The following is a 16,171-nucleotide window of genomic DNA, read 5'->3' on the forward strand; positions in this document are numbered from 1 at the left end:
GAAGGGCGCGCGACGTGAGCCGGGCGCGTCAGCACCGGCCGGTGCGCAGCGCGACGGTCCAGTCGTCGCGTCCGCGCGAGGCCGCGGTGGCGGCTGCCGTGTGCCAGTCGTATTCGACCGCATGGAATTCGACGGTCCAGCCGGCGGCCGTGCGCGACACCATCGCGTAGCGCGCATGCGGCGAGCCCGTCTCGATGCGATGCGGATGCGGCAGGTCGTCCGTGTAGGCCTGCAGCCCGACGCTGCCCGGGTTGACGATCAGCCGGCCGTCGTCGAGCCTGGCCGTCCGCGGGATATGCGTGTGGCCGCACAGGATCAGCGACGCCGGTTCGTCACCCGCGCGCCGCGCGATTTCATCGGGCGTGGCCGCGCGGCAGCCGTCGGGCGTGACCGTTTCGAGGAAATAGACGAGGTCGCTGTCGGGCGTGCCGTGCACCATCAGCACGTCGTCGCCGAGCGTCATGCGTTCGGGCAGCGCGGCGATCCATTCCAGATGATCGGCGCGCAGCGTGTCATGTGCCCAGCGATCCGACAGCCGCATCGACGCGCGATCGCCGGTGAGCAGTTGCCGCTCGTGATTGCCCTTGATGGTCGGCAGGTCGAGCGCGATCAGGCGGTCGGCCGTTTCGGGCGGATGGCGCGCGCCGGACAGGATGTCGCCGAGATTGACGATCACGTCGGCGCCGCGGCGGCGGACGTCGTCGAGCACCGCGTCGAGTGCGGCGAGGTTGCCGTGGATGTCGGACAGCGCGGCGATTTTCATGGTGGGTCGTCGGGAAGGGAACGGCGATTGTCGCCAATTCGGCGCAGGCCGTCCAATGGCGTGCGCATGCGAAGCAGTGAGCGGTTTGGCGTGTGACGCCGCGATTGGTGTGTCAGTCGGTCGCGAGGCGCGCGTACATCGCGAAATCGCCCGGCGTGCCGCGCACCATCTTGTACGCGCGCAACAGCCCTTCGTAGCGGTAGCCGCATTTCTGCAGCACGCGCGCGGAGCCTGCGTTGCTGGTCAGCACGACGGCCTGCATGCGCATGAAGCCCTCGGCGAATGCCCACTCGGTGACGGACGTACACAGCGCGCTCGCGATCCCGCGCCCCCAGTGCGACGGCGCGAGGTCGTATGCGATCTCCGCCGAGCGGTTCACGGTCGAGACGGTATGCAGGCCGATCGTCCCGGCGAGCACGCCCGATGCGTCGTCGATCACGGCGAGACGCCGGATCGAATCGAGGTCCGTCGATTCGATGGCGTCGAACAGCGGCAGCAGATCGTCGGGCGAGCGCAGGTTCCAGCTCGTGTGGCGGTAGACGTCGGGGTTCGTCAGGTATGCGTACCACGTGCCGAGGTCGGTGCGTTCGATCTGGCGGAGCGACAGGCCGGGAAAGCCGGAGCGGGGCGGCGCAGCGATTTTCATCGGCATCCGCGCCTACGCCGCATGACGCCGGTACAGCGCCAGCGACCCGGCGAGCGCGAGCAGCATCGCGCCGCACGTGCGTTCGAGCCACAGCGCCCCCGCGCGCTTCAGCAGCCGCACCGCGCGTGCGCCGAGCAGCGCGTAGCCGAACATCACGACCCCGTCGAGCAGCGCGAACGTCACCGCGAGCGCGATGTATTGCGGCGCGAGCGGCGCGGACGGATCGAGGAACTGCGGCAGGAAGGCGGAGAAGAACAGATAGCCCTTCGGGTTCGTCACCGCCGTGAGGAAACTCTTCGCGAAGATCGACGCGTTGCGCCCAGATGTGTCGCCGCCGTGCGCGGCGGCGACGTCGAGCGAGCCCTTCGACATCAGCAGCCGGATGCCGACGTACGCGAGATACGCGGCGCCGAGCCACTTCACCACCGAGAACCAGAACGCCGACGCCATCAGCAGCGCGCCGAGTCCCAGCGCGACCGCGACGATCAGCACGAAGTCGGACAGCATCGCGCCCGCGAAGCCGTAGGCCGCGCGGCGCACACCGTAACGCGAGCCGTTGGTCAGCGCGAGCAGCACGGTCGGGCCGGGTGTCGCGATACCGACGAACGCGACGGCGGCGAAGATCAGCAGGGTCGTTTCATGCATGAAGGGACTCCCGATGGATGGCGGCGCGTTCGATTATCGGTTGCGCCCGCCCGGGCTGTACAGGTGCGGCGTGCTGCGCACAAGGTCGCCCGCCCGACTATCTCGATTTTGGCAAGAAACTGTTTTCATTATTGTGCTTTCGACGGGAACCGGTTCCAACTACCATGGCGGCCGCAGTGGGCATGCCCGCCGCGTCGTCGCGCGCGGACGCGGCCGGCCTCGCACCGCCGGCACATCCCGTCGCCCGCGCGCTACTCGCAACTGACAGCCAGAACAACGGGTTCAACGCCCGGAGACACGACAATCATGAACAAGCAACTGATCGCAGCCCCGCTGCTGCTCTCGCTCGCGGGCATCGCCGCCGCGCAAAGCTCCGTCACGCTGTACGGCATCGTCGATGCGGGCGTCACCTATCGCAGCAACGAGCGGGTCGGCTCCGCGGGCGCGTACACCGGCCATTCGAGCGTCGGGCTCACGACCGGCAACCTGTCCGGCAGCCGCTGGGGGATCAAGGGTTCCGAGGATCTCGGCGGCGGGATGCGCGCGCTGTTCGTCCTCGAGAACGGCTTCGACATCACGAACGGCACGTCGGGGCAGGGTGGCCGCCAGTTCGGCCGCCAGGCGTTCGTCGGCCTCGGCAGCGACCGCTACGGCACGGTCACGCTCGGCCGCCAGTACACGTCGCTCGACGACTTCGTGAGCCCGGTCGGCCCGTCGTCGTTCATCGGCGGCTTTGGCGCGCACCCCGGCGACATCGACGACCTCGACCAGACCGCGCGGGTCGACAGCTCGATCAAATACACGAGCGCCAACTACTCGGGCTTCACGTTCGGCGCGCTGTACGGCTTCGGCAGCCAGCCGGGCAGCATGAAGCAGCGCAATACGTGGAGCGTCGGCGCGGCGTACGCGGCGGGCCCGCTGCGCGTCGGCGTCGGTTACGAGCGGTCGGACAACAGCAAGACGGGTGCGACCGACCCGACGGCCGGCAAGTGGCAGAGCACCGACGACGGGCTGTTCAACTCGTCGATCAACGAAGGCTATGCGAGCGCGCAATCGCAGCAGATCATCGCGACCGGCGCGACGTATGACTTCGGGCCGGCCGTCGTCGGCGTGAACTACAGCAACGTGCAGTACCGCAGCGGCGGTCAGTCGCTGTTCACGGGCCACGCGACGTTCAACGTCGCCGGCGTGTTCACGCGCTGGAACGTGCGCCCGCAGACGCAACTGTTCGCAGGCTACAGCTACACGCGCGGCAGCGATGTCGACGGCGTGGACGACCGCGCGCAGTATCACAACGTCACGCTCGGCGCCGTCTACGACCTGTCGAAGCGCACCAGCGTGTACCTGCTCGGCGCGTACCAGCATGCATCGGGCATGACGCTCGACGCGCTCGGCCACCCGGTGGCCGCGACCGCGTCGGTGTCGGACAAGGCGAACGGCCACTCGTCCGATTCGCGCTCGCAGGCCATCGTCAGCCTCGGCCTGCGCCAGAAGTTCTGACGTAAAGCGATCGTTGCGGACGCAACGTTGCCCGCAGACGATGCCGGCGACGTTGCATGCAGGCTCCTGACCTGTCGCCGCCTTTCCCGGACTACCGGCCCGGCACCGCGTGATCGACGTCGTCGACGCGCTGCCGAAATGCCTCGACGGCTGGGCCGGCCCGACGCTCGATGACGCGAACTGAACGATCGCGGCCGCGTGCCGGCATGGCCGGCGCGCGGTTGTTTGGTTTGCTCCACCGTATTCCGCTTTCCTCCCCCTTCCCCCCGCCGCATGCCGCCGTGCCGAATCGCGACGACGCGATTGCATCGGGTATTATTTTTTCTCTTTCATTTCAATTTCGATTTGTAATCATTTGGCCCATTTCCGGGGAATGAAAAAGGCCATGCGGGTATTTCAGAAAAAATGACGCATTCTTATTGAGTGAGCCGGAAGAAAATGCCGGGGAAAAAGCGCCGAAACCGTGCGCCCGGCAAGCTGCTGCGGCGCGGTGTGCGGGTTTGACCATCGTTGACGGAAAAGCGCCGGACGGCAAAAAGAACGGAGTGAATAATTCGGGAGGGCGGCGAATGTGCTTTAGCCGGAATCACCAATATTTCACGTGCCGAGATTTACAGTGTCGACCATTGAACGTTCGGGAGCATTATTCATGTCAATGAAACAAATTCGGGCGGCGTTGCTGGGAATGTGCATGGCAATGCTGGCGCCGGCGAGTCACGCGCAGGTGCAATACTCGACCGACTGGCTCGCGAACACGTACGGCACGCTGGCCCAGCACGTCGGCAATGCCGCGCGCTCGATGTGGGTCGCGCCCGAGGGCGTGATCTATACGTCGTCGCGCTGGGACGAGAACGCGGGCGGCGTCGCGCTCTACCAGAATGGCCAGACGTTGGGCACGATCGGTATCCACGACGAATTCCAGGGCGGCGCGATTACCGGCAACGCGACGTCGATCTTCGTCGCGCTCGGCTACAACCGCAACTTCGGCAGCGGCTCCGTCGGCCGCTACGATCGCAGTACGAACAAACGCGACCTGCGTATCCCGGTCAGCACGTGGACGGGCCTCCCGAACCCGGACGTGATCACCGGCCTCGCGACGGCCGGCAACCTGCTGTACGCGAGCGATTTCTACGGCAACCGCGTGCGCGTCTATACGACCGACGGCGTCTGGCAGCGCGACATCGGCGTGACCGGGCCCGGCGCGCTGGCGCTCGATGCGGCGGGCAACCTGTGGGTCGCGCGCATGAGCGCGGGCGTGGTCGTGCAGTACAGCGCCGCCGGCACGCTGATGAACACGATCCAGATGGCGGCCGGCGCGCGGCCGTCGGCGCTGTATTTCGATGCGTCGACGGGGCAGTTGCTGGTGGGCGACCAGGGCCCGGACATGAACATCAAGCTCTACAGCCTCGCCGGGTTGCCGCAGCAGGTCGGCACGTTCGGCGTGCAGGGCGGCTATCTCGACACGACCTCGGGCATCAAGGGGCAGGTCGGCGACAAGCGCTTCACGCGCGTGGTCGGCATCGGCAAGGATTCGGGCGGCAACCTGTACGTGCTCAACAACGCGTGGGGCGGCGGCTGGGATCTCGGGCGCAACGGCAGCACCGATCTTCATTCGTACAGCCCGACGGGCGCGCTGCAATGGAAGCTGCAGGCGCTGAACTTCGAGGCGATCGCCGCGCCCGACCCGTCGACCGACGGCGCGTTCTTCTACAGCGGCAACAACGTGTATACGGGCTCGGCGGGCGGCACGTTCGTCGCGAACACGGTCGACCCGTTCACCTATCCGAAGGACCCGCGCCTCGACATGAACGACTACCAGCGCGGCCAGCATTTCGGCCAGCTCGTGATGGTGGGCGGCAACCGGATTCTCGTCGCGTCGGGCCAGAACCCCGGCAACTTCAATTTCTATTACTTCACGCCGGCGACCGGCTATATCGCGAATCCGGCCGGCTCGCTGCCGGGCAAGCCTTTCAACACGACGTTGCAGGTCACGACCGGTTTCGACATCGACGGCAACGGCGACGTGTGGGCCGGGCTGAACGGCACCAACGCGATTACCCGCTACCCGATGACGGGCTTCGATGCGACCGGCAAGCCGTCGTGGGGCAAGCCGGTGACGACGCCCGTGCCGAGCACCGTGGCGCCGACGACGCGCATCGTCTACCAGGCGGACAGCGACACGATGATCCTCGCGCAGGGCCTCGCGAACAACTGGGACTGGACCGCGATGAACGGGCACATCGAGGTCTATCACGGCTGGAAGAACGGCAACACGACCGCGCCGAACCCGGTGATCAACCTGACCAGCGCGAACCCGAAATCGATCGCGGCGGCCGGCCACTACCTGTTCGTCGGCTACGTGCACACGGTGCCGAACGTCGACGTGTTCGATCTCAACACCGGCGCGCTCGTGACGACGCTGACCAACTCGAATACGTCGGCGATGGACGTCGGCAACGACGTCGATTCGATGTACGGGATCCGCGCGTATCTGCGCTCGACCGGCGAATACGTGATCACGAAGGACAACTACAACGGCACCAGCATGATCGTGTATCGCTGGCATCCGTGAGCGCGTGGGCCGTGCCGCTCGGCTCAGCCACGGTCAATCGAAAATCGTCCCGGGCCCGCCGAGTAGAGCGCGAGAAGGCCGCCCATGATCGACAGATTCTTGTAGAAATGAATCATGTCGGTCATCTGTCGAGGGCCGTCGATTACCCAGAACGGATGCCCGATAATCGCGGCGCCGAGCGTATAGAGGGCGAGCAGCAGCGCGAGCGGGCGTGTATGGAAGCCGATCAGAATCGCAATCGCTACCACGACGTCCATTGCGATCAGGATCACAGCAGACAGCATCGGCAACGGGGCGTCGATGCGAGTCATGTAGGCGACTGCACCTCCGAAGTCGAGTAGCTTCGGAATTCCGATTTTCAAATAGAGCGAGATGATCAGCACGCGAGCGATCAACAGCAGGAAATCATGAAGTGTGTTTGACAGGAGTGGGCGGATTGTCATGGCTTGAGAGAGTTTGAGCGACCGGCACGCGCGCAGGGCGAGCCGGCCGCGAAGATTTCAGGTGGCGTTGTGACGCGCGCTGTCGTCCTTCTGCCCCACGCTGAAACGGATCTCGAGGATGGTCAATGCGGCCAGAAGGGCAATGAAGGCGGCCCCAGCGGCCAGTTGGAACCCTGTGTGCAGGACGCCGCTGAAGGCGCCGCGCAAGACGTCGATGATGTGCTGGCCGTTGAACGGCGTGCCCGCCAGCGATTCGATGACGGCGGACTGTTTCTTCGGGTCGATGAGCAGTTGGGGATCTTCCAGCAGGCTGTTCAGGTGTCCGCCGAGCGTGCTCACACCCAACGCGTTCAATATCTGGGCCGTACCGGCCTTGTAGTGTGCCGATACCCAGGCGCCGAGCGCGGACAGCCCCACCATTCCGCCGATCATCCGGGTGGACTGGATGAGTGATGTCGCGATACCGACGCGCGTCTTCCCCGCGATCTCCTGCGTGAAAATATTGACGTTATTGAGGATGAGCCCCAATCCGACGCCCGCCCCGGACAACGAAATGATCAGAAGCGCATGCATGTTCGTCAGCGCGACGCATGACAAGCCATAGCAGGCCAGCACGAGCATCGAGAAGCCAGCGAGCACGATGATCGCAGGACGCTCGACGCGCGTGACGATGGCCGTATTGAGCAGGCTGCCGATCGCGATCGATCCGGCGAGCGGCGTCGATAGCTGGCCTGCTGCCGTGGCCGAAAGCCCGAAGCCGCTCTGGAGCAGCAGCGGCGCGTAGAAGATCGCCGAGAACATGACTGCGCCCGTCAGAAAGGATAGTCCGAGCAACGTCACGATGCGTCGGTCGCCCAGCAGTTCGAGGGGTACCAGAGGTACGGTTGCGCGCCGTTCACAACGGACGAACAATGTGACCAGAACCGGCAAGCTCGCGATAGCAGCGCAACGGAGTTGCATCGACATGTCGTCAAGCTCGTTACCGAATACGAACAACAGGCATGCAAGTAACAAGGAAAGCGTCAGCGCGCCGGCGATGTCGATGCGGATCCGTGTTCCCGATGCCGGAGCGACGCGCGGAAGATAGCGCTGTGTGAAGTAGAGCGCGGCGACGCCTACCGGCAGATTGATCAGGAACGTCGAGCGCCAACCGTATCGATCGGTTAGCCAACCTCCGAGGGATGGCCCCGCGGCCGTGCCGATGCCATAGGCCGCGGCGAGTACTACCTGCCATCGAGCGCGCTCCAGCGGCGCGGGAAACAGGTCCGGTATGGACGCGAACGCGGTTCCCGTCATCATTCCCGCGCCGATACCTTGAAGCGCGCGCGCGGCGACGAGCGTAGCCATATTCGGGGCGGATGCGCATGAAACCGAGGCCACGGTAAAAGTCGCGACTGCCCCGACTACGAACGGTTTGCGTCCGTAGTAGTCGCCGAGCCGACCGAAAACCGGTACGGTAATCAGAGACGTCAACAGATACGCGGTCGCGATCCAGGTGTACCACTCGAAGCCGCCCAAGGTCGCGACGATCTGCGGCAATGCCGTACTGACGGTCGTTTGATCGAGCGCGACCAGCATATTGACGATCCCGATGCCTGTCATCGCCGCCAGCGATTGACCGAACGGGCGTGATGATGGGCATGGCGTGGGGGCGGGGGAGCGCGGTTCGTCGGCAAGAAGCGAGGGCGCGCCGCCGGTAGCCGGCGCTTTGACTGGGGGTTGCATGGTGCTTGGACTCGAATCGGTCGCGATCCGGGCTGGCGGATAGACGCGATGAAGATCGGGGAGGGAGAGGCGATATGATGGGCGCGACAGCTGAGGTAAGGAAGCCGAGTCGTCTCCGGCGTCGGCTTCCCGTCGCGTATCTCGATGCGTTACTGAACCTTTCTCGTGATAAGCAATTCCTTGCGCTCGACGAGCTCGGGGGAAAGCGCGCGATAGGCGGCAATGTGACGCGTATTCAGGTGAGCGTCGAGCGCCTCTTGGCTCTCCCAAATCTCGTGGAAGACGAAGGTGCGCGGGTCGCGCAGATCGCGACTTAGCTCGTAGCGGATCATGCCCGGATCGCCTTCGGTCGGGGCGAGGAGGCCGCGCAGCAGTGCTTCAAGTGCGGCTTCCTTTCCTGGTTTCGCTACGTTGATGGCGGTGACAACGATTTCAGACATGTTTTATGTTTGGTGATTCAGTTTGCTTCCAGCGTGCGCAACGGCTGGCCCTTGGCGCCGGCGAAGAACACAACCATCTCGGCTGGTTCGTCTGTCGTGTAGCCGTGGTGAATCGTTCCGACGGTGTCGGCGATCACCTGTCCCGAGGTAAACGTCGTCCGGGATTCACCGTTCTTTTTCTCCACGGTGAGGCGGCCGCTCAGCAGATAGACGGCATTGACGACACCGTGGCTGTGCCAGGGAAGCATCGTGTGAGCCGGGATCCGCACATATTGCACGTCGAGCAGCGGCGTACCCTCCGGATAGCGTGTGTAGTCGGCGCCATCCCAGGATTGCGACGTATGCGCAAGCGACGTGACCTCTACGCCTCCTTCGGACGCTCGCGCGCCTGAAGCGATCGACAAGGCGGTGATCGCAACTGCCCCGAGACAGGCAGGCCACTTCGGATGGGTCATTCTTTTCAACGTCGCGTATCGGTCCAGTTCTTTCAACATCAGTCGATGCACTCGGGTGTGTCCATTGCCGTTGTATACGGAGCGTCGAACGCGTCGGCAGGAGCGTGTTTCACTGATATTGCCGTCGAGGATTCGGCGTAGTAGCGGTTTGGCGACGGGAAGACGCCGACGGCCACTTCGATGACGAATGGACCGTCGCATGCCAATGCGTCGCCGACGGCCTGTTCGAGATCGACTAGGCTATCGACCTGACGTGCCGGGACGCCCACCGATTGGGCGAACCGTGTCCAGTCGTGGCGAGGCAACTTGCTGAATTGCTCCGCGACGGTCCGCTTGGTGATGGCGTCGATATGAATCGCGCCGTGAGCGGCGTTGTTCAGGACGATAAAGATCACCTTGATGCCGTACCGGGCAGCGGTTTGCATCTCCATGCCGTGCATCAGCATGCAGCCGTCCCCGGTCACCACGAGACAGGGACGGTGCGGCGCGCCGAGTCTGACGCCTATTCCGGCTGCGACTGCCCAGCCCATCGGAGCCAGCGCGCTCGACGAGAAGTAGTTTCCGAGGCCGGACGAGAGCCAGTAGTGCGCCATGAAGATTCGATGCGCACCTGAATCGACGACAACGTTGGTGTCCTCGGGCACGAGGTTGCTGAGACTTCGGACGACGTCACCCGGATAGAGGGAAAGCGAATCGGATGCGCTTCCGATCGAGGTCGGCTCGAATCGATGATCGTAAAGCGGAACCGGCTTCACGCGCTCGAGCCACTCATCCCGATGAGCGAATGCTTTGTCGAATTCCCGGGTTGCGCCTGTCGGCATATGCGCAAGCATACGGAGGGTCGCGGTAATGCCGGAGAAAATGCTTCGGCTCGGAACGTGACCGGTTGCCGGCGCATTGAAGCTATCGTCGAAAATGATGAGTTCCTTGCCGGCGCTCAGCTTGTCGCTCCAGTTCAGACTATCGCGTTGATTGAGATCGCAGCCGAGAACGACGAGCGCATCGAGATCGGCGGAATTGATCAGTTGTATTGCTCGTGTGTGTCCCGAGAATCCATAGACACCCAACGCGAGAGGGTGCCGTTCCGGAAAGGCGCCTTTTCCGGATAAGGTTGTCGCAACCGGAATATTGAAGCACTCGGCAACCTTGAGCAGAACCCGGGCCGTCTCTGGATCGTTTCCGCGGCCACCGACGAGAAATGCGACCTTCTTTTCCTGAAAGAGATATTGCTTGCAAAGCGCTTGCACTGCGATCGGGTTGGCCGGGACATGGTTCGTATCCACGATACTTTGTGCGTACGGACGCTGCATGCGCTCGTTAGGGGCCGGCGCAGGTTGCTGCTGAACGTCCAGCGGGATGCTGATGAATGAACGGGCGCGGCGCATCCAGTTCAGACCGTCAGTAGCGCGACGCATTTCGGCCAGCAGATTGTGCTTGTTTTTCAGCTCAACAACGTCGTCCACGAGATTTTGTACGACGCTGCTTTCGGCAATTCCTCCCAGCGTACCGTCCTGGAAAGCACCTTTTCCCTCGGCATTCGACGATATGCCGCCGGCGAGATAGAGAACCGGGATCCGGTCGGCGAGGGCAGCCGCCATGCCGGGAACGAGATTCATCGTGCCGGGTCCGGAAATGGCGAGACACACGCCGAATTTGCGACTTGCTCTCGCGTAGCCATCGGCCATGAAAGCACTGCCGGTCTCGTGCGCGGCAACGATGCCACGCATTTCCGGCGTCTTGTCTATCGCGTCAAGCAACGGATAAACCATCTTTCCGGGGACCAGAAAAATGTGGTCGATGTGCAGCGACCGGAGGAGGTTCATAACGCTTCCCGAAACGTCGTATCGGGCCGGAATGTGAGTTGCCTTTTCCATCTTTTTATGCTTTTTTGATTTACAACGATCTAGCGAGTCGAATACGCCGGCTTTTTTTTTCTAACCCTCGGTATGGGGAGGGAAATCGCGACTGCCGGAACACTGCGATATACCGTTTGGTACGGGGGCCTGATTATCTCTGTTGGAGAGTATTGGCTCAACTTGTATAATTGCATCCGAAGAATGCAAAACTGCTTTGACGAGAGAGAAGGTTATTCATGAATTGGGACGATGCCCGCGTCTTTTTGGCGGTTCATCGCGCCGGGACGCTGCGCGAGGCTGCCGTCGTTCTGGATGTCGATCAGGCAACCGTGGGGCGGCGGCTGATGGCACTGGAGAAGGCGCTGGGTGCGAAGCTCTTTCTCAAGACATCGTCCGGCTATGTCGTGACGCAGATCGGCGAGCATTCGCTGCAGGCAGCGCAAGAGATGGAGCGAGCGGCGTGCGAATTCGAGCGTCGAGCACATGGCTCGGACGACCGGCTCGAAGGGGAGGTTCGGGTGACGACAACCGATTCCCTGGCGATGGATTTTGTCGTTCCCGCGATACGCGCGTTACGGCGGAAATGTCCCGGAATACACGTCGTCCTGACGACTTCCGTGCAGGTGCTCAATTTGACGCGACGCGATGCCGACCTCGCGATTCGAACCGTGATGCCGGAAAATCCCGATCTTGTTCGGCGGAGGCTGGCCGAGTGGGAGGTTGGGCTGTTCGCGAGCCGCGAGTATCTGGATGGACGTGGCGCCCCCGAGATCGGATCCGCTTTCGAAGGTCATGATCTGGTCATCTACCAGCCCTCCATCACGTCCAACCAGGGACACTCGCTGTGCGGCGAGCCGATGGATCGAGGGCGCGTCGTCGCGCAAGTGAGTTCGAGCTTGATGCTGGCGACATCGATCCGGTCGGGCATCGGAATAGGCGAACTTCCGGTGTATATGGCGCACGAGGACGATTCGCTCGTACGCATCTGGTCCCACCGGACTCGAACCACGCCGTATCAGGTCTGGCTTGTGTCGCATACGGACCTGAACCGGACCGCCCGCGTTCGAGCAGTCACCGACGAGATCGCTGCTTCGTTCGACCGCTTTCGGTAGCAGCCGGGATCTCGCCGATACCGGGGGCGCTGGTTAATGCGGCAGGGTCTTGCGCGTTGCAAGCGCGCGCCGAGCGGCGTACCAGCGGGGCACGATCGCGACTGCGGCGACGATCGCGAAGAACGGAATGGCCGTCGCAAGCACGTGGCTGCCGGTACCGAGCAGGCCGCTGGAAACTGTGGCCGCGAGCGAGGCACTTCCGATCTGGAAGAAACCGACCAGTCCGGACGCCGTGGCGGCGCGCCCATGTTCGCTAGCGATGGCGCCCGACACGGCCAGCGACAGCGACGATCCGTTTGACAGACTGACGAGAAACATCGGTATCACGATCGCGACGACGCTTTTGAAATGCCATGACTCGCACAGGGCGAACGCAATTCCTCCGGCAACGAAGCAGCACACACCGGCCACGACGATCGAGTCGTAGGACATCCGATCGAGCATCCGCCGCGAGATCATGTTGGCGGAAATGATGCCGGCGGTAAGCGGCAGATAGAGCCAGCCGCTTTGCTGTTCCGACAGGCCCAGGCCGGAGAAGATGAACGGCGACTGCGTCAGGTAGACGAACCACGCGCAATAGATCGCACAGACGACGAGCGTATATCGGATGAACGTTCGATCCCTGAGCACGCTGGAAAAGCCGGCCAGCGGCACTGTGCTCTGTTGTCCCGGTGTGACGGGCGGCCGCGTTTCTTTCAGAAGAAGCTGTGCCAGCATGAGCGAGACTAGGCCAAATCCGGCGACGAAGATGAAGTCGCTTCGCCACCCGAACCAGGCTGCCAGATAGCCGCCGATTGCCGGGGCGATCGCTGGAGACAGCGAGACGAGCGGATACACGATGCTATAGACCTTGGCGGATTCCTTCTTGTCGCAGGTGTCGGCGATGATAGCGCGGCCGATGACGAGACCGGACGCCGCGCCGAGGGCTTCGAGCACGCGCCATCCGAGAAAGCTTTCAAAGCCGCCGGCATTTGCGCAGCCGATCGAGCCGAGAATGTAGAGAAGGATTCCGACAGTCAGCACGGGTTTGCGTCCCCATCGATCGGAGAGGGGGCCATAGACCAGTTGGGCGCAGGCGAGCGCGATCAGGTAGGCCGATACCGTCTGCGGCATCTGCCATGCACCGATTGAAAATTCATGAGCCATCGACGGCATCGCGGGCAAATAGACGTCGGACGCGATCAGGCCGAAGGCGCTCAACATGGAGACGACGAGTATGAGTGAGAAGTGAGACATATTCGCTGGGTTGGTGTGGCGGAACGCGTGAACGAATGGAGATGACGACGCGTACGGGCAGCCTCGAGAAAAGGCCGGGGCGATCATACGGCGTACGATGCGGTTCGGGATCGGATGGAATTGCATCGCTAGGATGCATTTTTGCGGGGCACCGGGATTGATGCCGCGGATGTTGCGCAGAGAAGGGAGCAGAGCCGCCGCGTAGCGAGCGCGGAGCATCGATGCGGGGTTTGCGCGTGGGTCGCGGTTTGCGACCCACGCGCCCATCAGCCCCTCAAAACGACACCGTCGTCGTCAGCGTGACGAGCCGCGGCTCGCCGACCGCGATGATCAGGTTGTTGTTGCTCGACGGGTAGTAGGTCTTGTCGAGCAGATTCTTCACGTTGAGCTGGAAGCGCGTCGGGAACTTGCCGATCGTCGTTTCGTAGGCCGCGAATGCGTCGACGGTCACGTAGCCGGGCAGCGTGAAGCTGTTCGCGGTGTCGCCGGAGCGCGCACCGACCAGACGTGCGCCGCCGCCGAAGCGCCAGCGGCCGGGCAGGTTAGCGATCGCCGTGTCGTAAACCGCGAAGAGGCTGCCCGTATGGCGCGCAACGTTGGTTAGCGGCGTGTTGCTGTCGCGATCGGTCGCATTCGTGTATGCATAGCTGCCGATCACGCTCAGGTGGCGCGTGATCTGCCCCGCGACGTCGAGCTCGATCCCGCGCGAGCGCGCGGTGCCGATCGTCGACGTCAGATCGCCGACCGTGACCGCGACGTTGCGCTTGTCGATCTGGTAGACCGCGAGCGTACCGGTGATCGCCGGCTTCAGGCTGAACTTCAGCCCGGCTTCGAGCACGCGGCCGTATTCCGGTGCGAGCGGCGCCGCGACGTTCGTGGCGACGTTCGGCTTGAACGAGCGGCTCACGTTCGCGTAGGCGGTCAACGCCGGCGTGAGCGCATAGGCGAGCCCGAACTGCGGCAGCCACACGCTGCCGCGCGAGCGGTCGGCGAACACGAACGGCCGCCCCTTCCCCGATTCCTGCTGCCAGTTTTCCCAACGCAGCCCGCCTACCGCGGTGAGCCGGTCGGTGAGCTTCACCGTGTCCTGCACGATCGTCGAATACGCATGCACCAGCGAGCGCGAATCGCTCTGCTTCGGGTTGGGCGTGCCGCCCGGTGCGAGCAGGTCGTACACGGGATCGTAGAGATTGAAGCCCTTCGTCGCCTTGCCGCGGATCGTGTCGCCGCGGAAGCTGCGCTGCCGCTCGTATTCGCCGCCGATGTAGATCGCGTGATTCATGCCGGCGAGCGTCACGTTGCCGAGCAGGCCGAGCGTCGCGATCTGGTCGGAATCGTTGCGCCCGAGGTTCGCATCGGACGAGCGCGTCAGTGCGCCGGTGGTGCTGTTGAACGCGGTGGCGCGGGTAATGTATTGATCGTAACGATCGCGGCCCCAGCCGTAGGTTGCACGCACGCGCCACGCATCGGAGAAGCGGTGCTCGACGCGCGCACGCAGCGTTTCCTGGATGCCGGCGCTCTGCGACCACGCTTCCTCGTAGCGGCGATAGCGCAACGCATCGTCGAGCTGGCCGTTCACGAGCACCGTGCCGCGATCGAACGGCGTCGTGTAGTCGACGTATTGGTAGCTGACGTCGATCGACGTGTTCGCGTCGTGCCACGACAGCGCGGGCGCGATCAGCGCGTCGCGCTGGCGGCCGAAGCTGCGCCAGTAGCGGCTCGTGTCGTACTGGCCGGTCAGCCGGAACGCGAGCGTGCCGCCCGCGACCTGGCCCGGGTGGCCGACTGGGCCCGTGAGATCGAACGTCGCGCTGCTGCCGCCGTGGCTCGTGCGCGAGGCCGAGATCGACCCGCCGAAGGTGTCTTCCGGCTTGCGCGTGACGAGGTTGATCACGCCGCCGGGATCCTGCATCCCGTAGAGCAGCGAGGCCGGGCCTTTCAGCACTTCGACGCGGTCGATCGTCGCCAGATAGCTGTGCAGCACCGGCGTGCGCACGCCGTCGACGAGCACGGAGCCGTCGTTGTTCGACCCGAAGCCGCGCTTGATGAACGCGTCGCGCGTGCCGCCGAGCGTGTTCGTTTGCGTGACGCCGCTGATGTTGCCGAGCACGTCGTCGAGCGTGCGCGCCTGCTGGTCCTGCATCACGCTGCTGCTGACCACCGCGACCGATTGCGGAATCTCCTTGATCGAACGGTTGTCGCCGCCCGCGATGCTCGTGGTGCGCGGCTGATAGCCGACCGTCGGATCGGCGGTTGCCGATGCGCTGACGCTGATCGCCGGGAGTTCGCGCGCGGCCGGCGGCGCGGGTGTGGCGGCGGCCGCGACGGGTTCGGCGTCAGCGCGTTCGGCGGCGGACGCATGCGTGCCGCTCGCGACGCACAGGGTGATCAGGGCAGGCAGGCTCGTGCGCCACGGACGCAGGGTCCGGGCACGGCGGGGTGTTCGGCGGGATGGCATGAATCGATGCAGGACGGAGTGCTAAGGATCGGGGCGCGGGCCGCGGCGTTTCGCCATGACCAGGACGCGAATAATATATGTAATGAGAATCATTTGCAATTGTAATGAGATGGTCTGCGCCGCAGGGACCTTGGTTGCCGGGCCGTCGGCCGTCTGCTACCGTAGCGACCAAAATCAGACGCAGTGAAATTCAATGAGAGAGCCGGGGGCCGCACCATGTCACCTTCCTGTCACGTCGCGTTCAGCGCGACGCTGCGCACCGCACACGACCCTGCGGGTGGAGAAGTGATCGCAGCCGTGTTCCGCCATTCGAACGATTA

Annotated in this window: 13 protein-coding genes; 3 read left to right on the plus strand and 10 right to left on the minus strand. The window is 63.9% G+C overall.

What is annotated here, in order from left to right; genetic code table 11:
* Positions 1 to 28 precede the first annotated feature (28 nt).
* The 3 genes from CFB43_RS19580 to CFB43_RS19590 form a co-directional block, all read right to left on the minus strand.
* On the minus strand, positions 29 to 763 hold the full coding sequence (locus tag CFB43_RS19580) for a metallophosphoesterase family protein (protein WP_089496211.1): 735 nt from the start codon (positions 761 to 763) through the stop codon (positions 29 to 31).
* 112 nt (positions 764 to 875) lie between these two features.
* Entirely contained in the window at positions 876 to 1,409 is a 534-nt protein-coding gene (locus tag CFB43_RS19585) for a GNAT family N-acetyltransferase (RefSeq protein ID WP_089498074.1), read from the minus strand.
* Between the two features lie 12 nt (positions 1,410 to 1,421).
* Positions 1,422 to 2,054, minus strand: a complete 633-nt coding sequence (locus tag CFB43_RS19590; protein ID WP_089496212.1) for a LysE family translocator — start codon at positions 2,052 to 2,054, stop codon at positions 1,422 to 1,424.
* A gap of 306 nt (positions 2,055 to 2,360) precedes the next feature.
* On the opposite strand from CFB43_RS19590, the gene CFB43_RS19600 reads away from it, so the two are divergent.
* Together CFB43_RS19600 and CFB43_RS19610 are read left to right on the plus strand one after the other, a co-directional pair.
* Positions 2,361 to 3,554 carry a porin gene (locus CFB43_RS19600; protein WP_089496214.1) on the plus strand — a complete coding sequence of 398 codons (1,194 nt, stop codon included), beginning with the start codon at positions 2,361 to 2,363 and terminating at the stop codon, positions 3,552 to 3,554.
* Positions 3,555 to 4,203: 649 nt separating this feature from the next.
* The gene (locus CFB43_RS19610) at positions 4,204 to 6,126 is read left to right on the plus strand and encodes an SMP-30/gluconolactonase/LRE family protein (RefSeq protein WP_089496215.1); all 1,923 of its coding nucleotides are present in this window, start codon (positions 4,204 to 4,206) and stop codon (positions 6,124 to 6,126) included.
* Between the two features lie 23 nt (positions 6,127 to 6,149).
* On the opposite strand, the gene CFB43_RS19615 is transcribed toward CFB43_RS19610, so the two are convergent.
* The 5 genes from CFB43_RS19615 to CFB43_RS19635 all read right to left on the minus strand — a co-directional run bounded on the left by CFB43_RS19615 (position 6,150) and on the right by CFB43_RS19635 (position 11,063).
* Positions 6,150 to 6,569 (minus strand): DoxX family protein, encoded by a 420-nt coding sequence (locus CFB43_RS19615; RefSeq protein ID WP_089496216.1) that lies wholly within the window; start codon positions 6,567 to 6,569, stop codon positions 6,150 to 6,152.
* Between the two features lie 57 nt (positions 6,570 to 6,626).
* Positions 6,627 to 8,294: an MFS transporter gene (locus CFB43_RS19620; RefSeq protein WP_089496217.1), complete on the minus strand. Its 1,668-nt coding sequence runs from the start codon at positions 8,292 to 8,294 to the stop codon at positions 6,627 to 6,629.
* Positions 8,295 to 8,443: 149 nt separating this feature from the next.
* Positions 8,444 to 8,734, minus strand: a complete 291-nt coding sequence (locus CFB43_RS19625) for a putative quinol monooxygenase (RefSeq protein ID WP_089496218.1) — start codon at positions 8,732 to 8,734, stop codon at positions 8,444 to 8,446.
* Between the two features lie 17 nt (positions 8,735 to 8,751).
* On the minus strand, positions 8,752 to 9,228 hold the full coding sequence (locus CFB43_RS19630; protein WP_089496219.1) for a cupin domain-containing protein: 477 nt from the start codon (positions 9,226 to 9,228) through the stop codon (positions 8,752 to 8,754).
* Complete coding sequence (locus CFB43_RS19635; RefSeq protein ID WP_089496220.1) at positions 9,228 to 11,063, minus strand: thiamine pyrophosphate-binding protein; 1,836 nt, start codon at positions 11,061 to 11,063, stop codon at positions 9,228 to 9,230. The genes CFB43_RS19630 and CFB43_RS19635 overlap by 1 nt, the downstream gene beginning before the upstream one ends.
* 218 nt (positions 11,064 to 11,281) lie before the next feature.
* Between CFB43_RS19635 and CFB43_RS19640 the strand changes: the two genes are divergently transcribed.
* Positions 11,282 to 12,157, plus strand: a complete 876-nt coding sequence (locus tag CFB43_RS19640; RefSeq protein ID WP_089496221.1) for a LysR family transcriptional regulator — start codon at positions 11,282 to 11,284, stop codon at positions 12,155 to 12,157.
* Positions 12,158 to 12,190: 33 nt separating this feature from the next.
* Here the strand turns inward: CFB43_RS19640 and CFB43_RS19645 are convergent, their stop codons facing one another.
* Positions 12,191 to 13,660 (minus strand): multidrug effflux MFS transporter, encoded by a 1,470-nt coding sequence (locus tag CFB43_RS19645; protein WP_226202107.1) that lies wholly within the window; start codon positions 13,658 to 13,660, stop codon positions 12,191 to 12,193.
* A gap of 7 nt (positions 13,661 to 13,667) precedes the next feature.
* Positions 13,668 to 15,851, minus strand: a complete 2,184-nt coding sequence (locus CFB43_RS19650) for a TonB-dependent siderophore receptor (protein ID WP_089496223.1) — start codon at positions 15,849 to 15,851, stop codon at positions 13,668 to 13,670.
* Positions 15,852 to 16,171 lie beyond the last annotated feature (320 nt).

This window comes from Burkholderia sp. AU15512, from assembly GCF_002223325.1.
Taxonomy (GTDB): Bacteria; Pseudomonadota; Gammaproteobacteria; order Burkholderiales; family Burkholderiaceae; genus Burkholderia.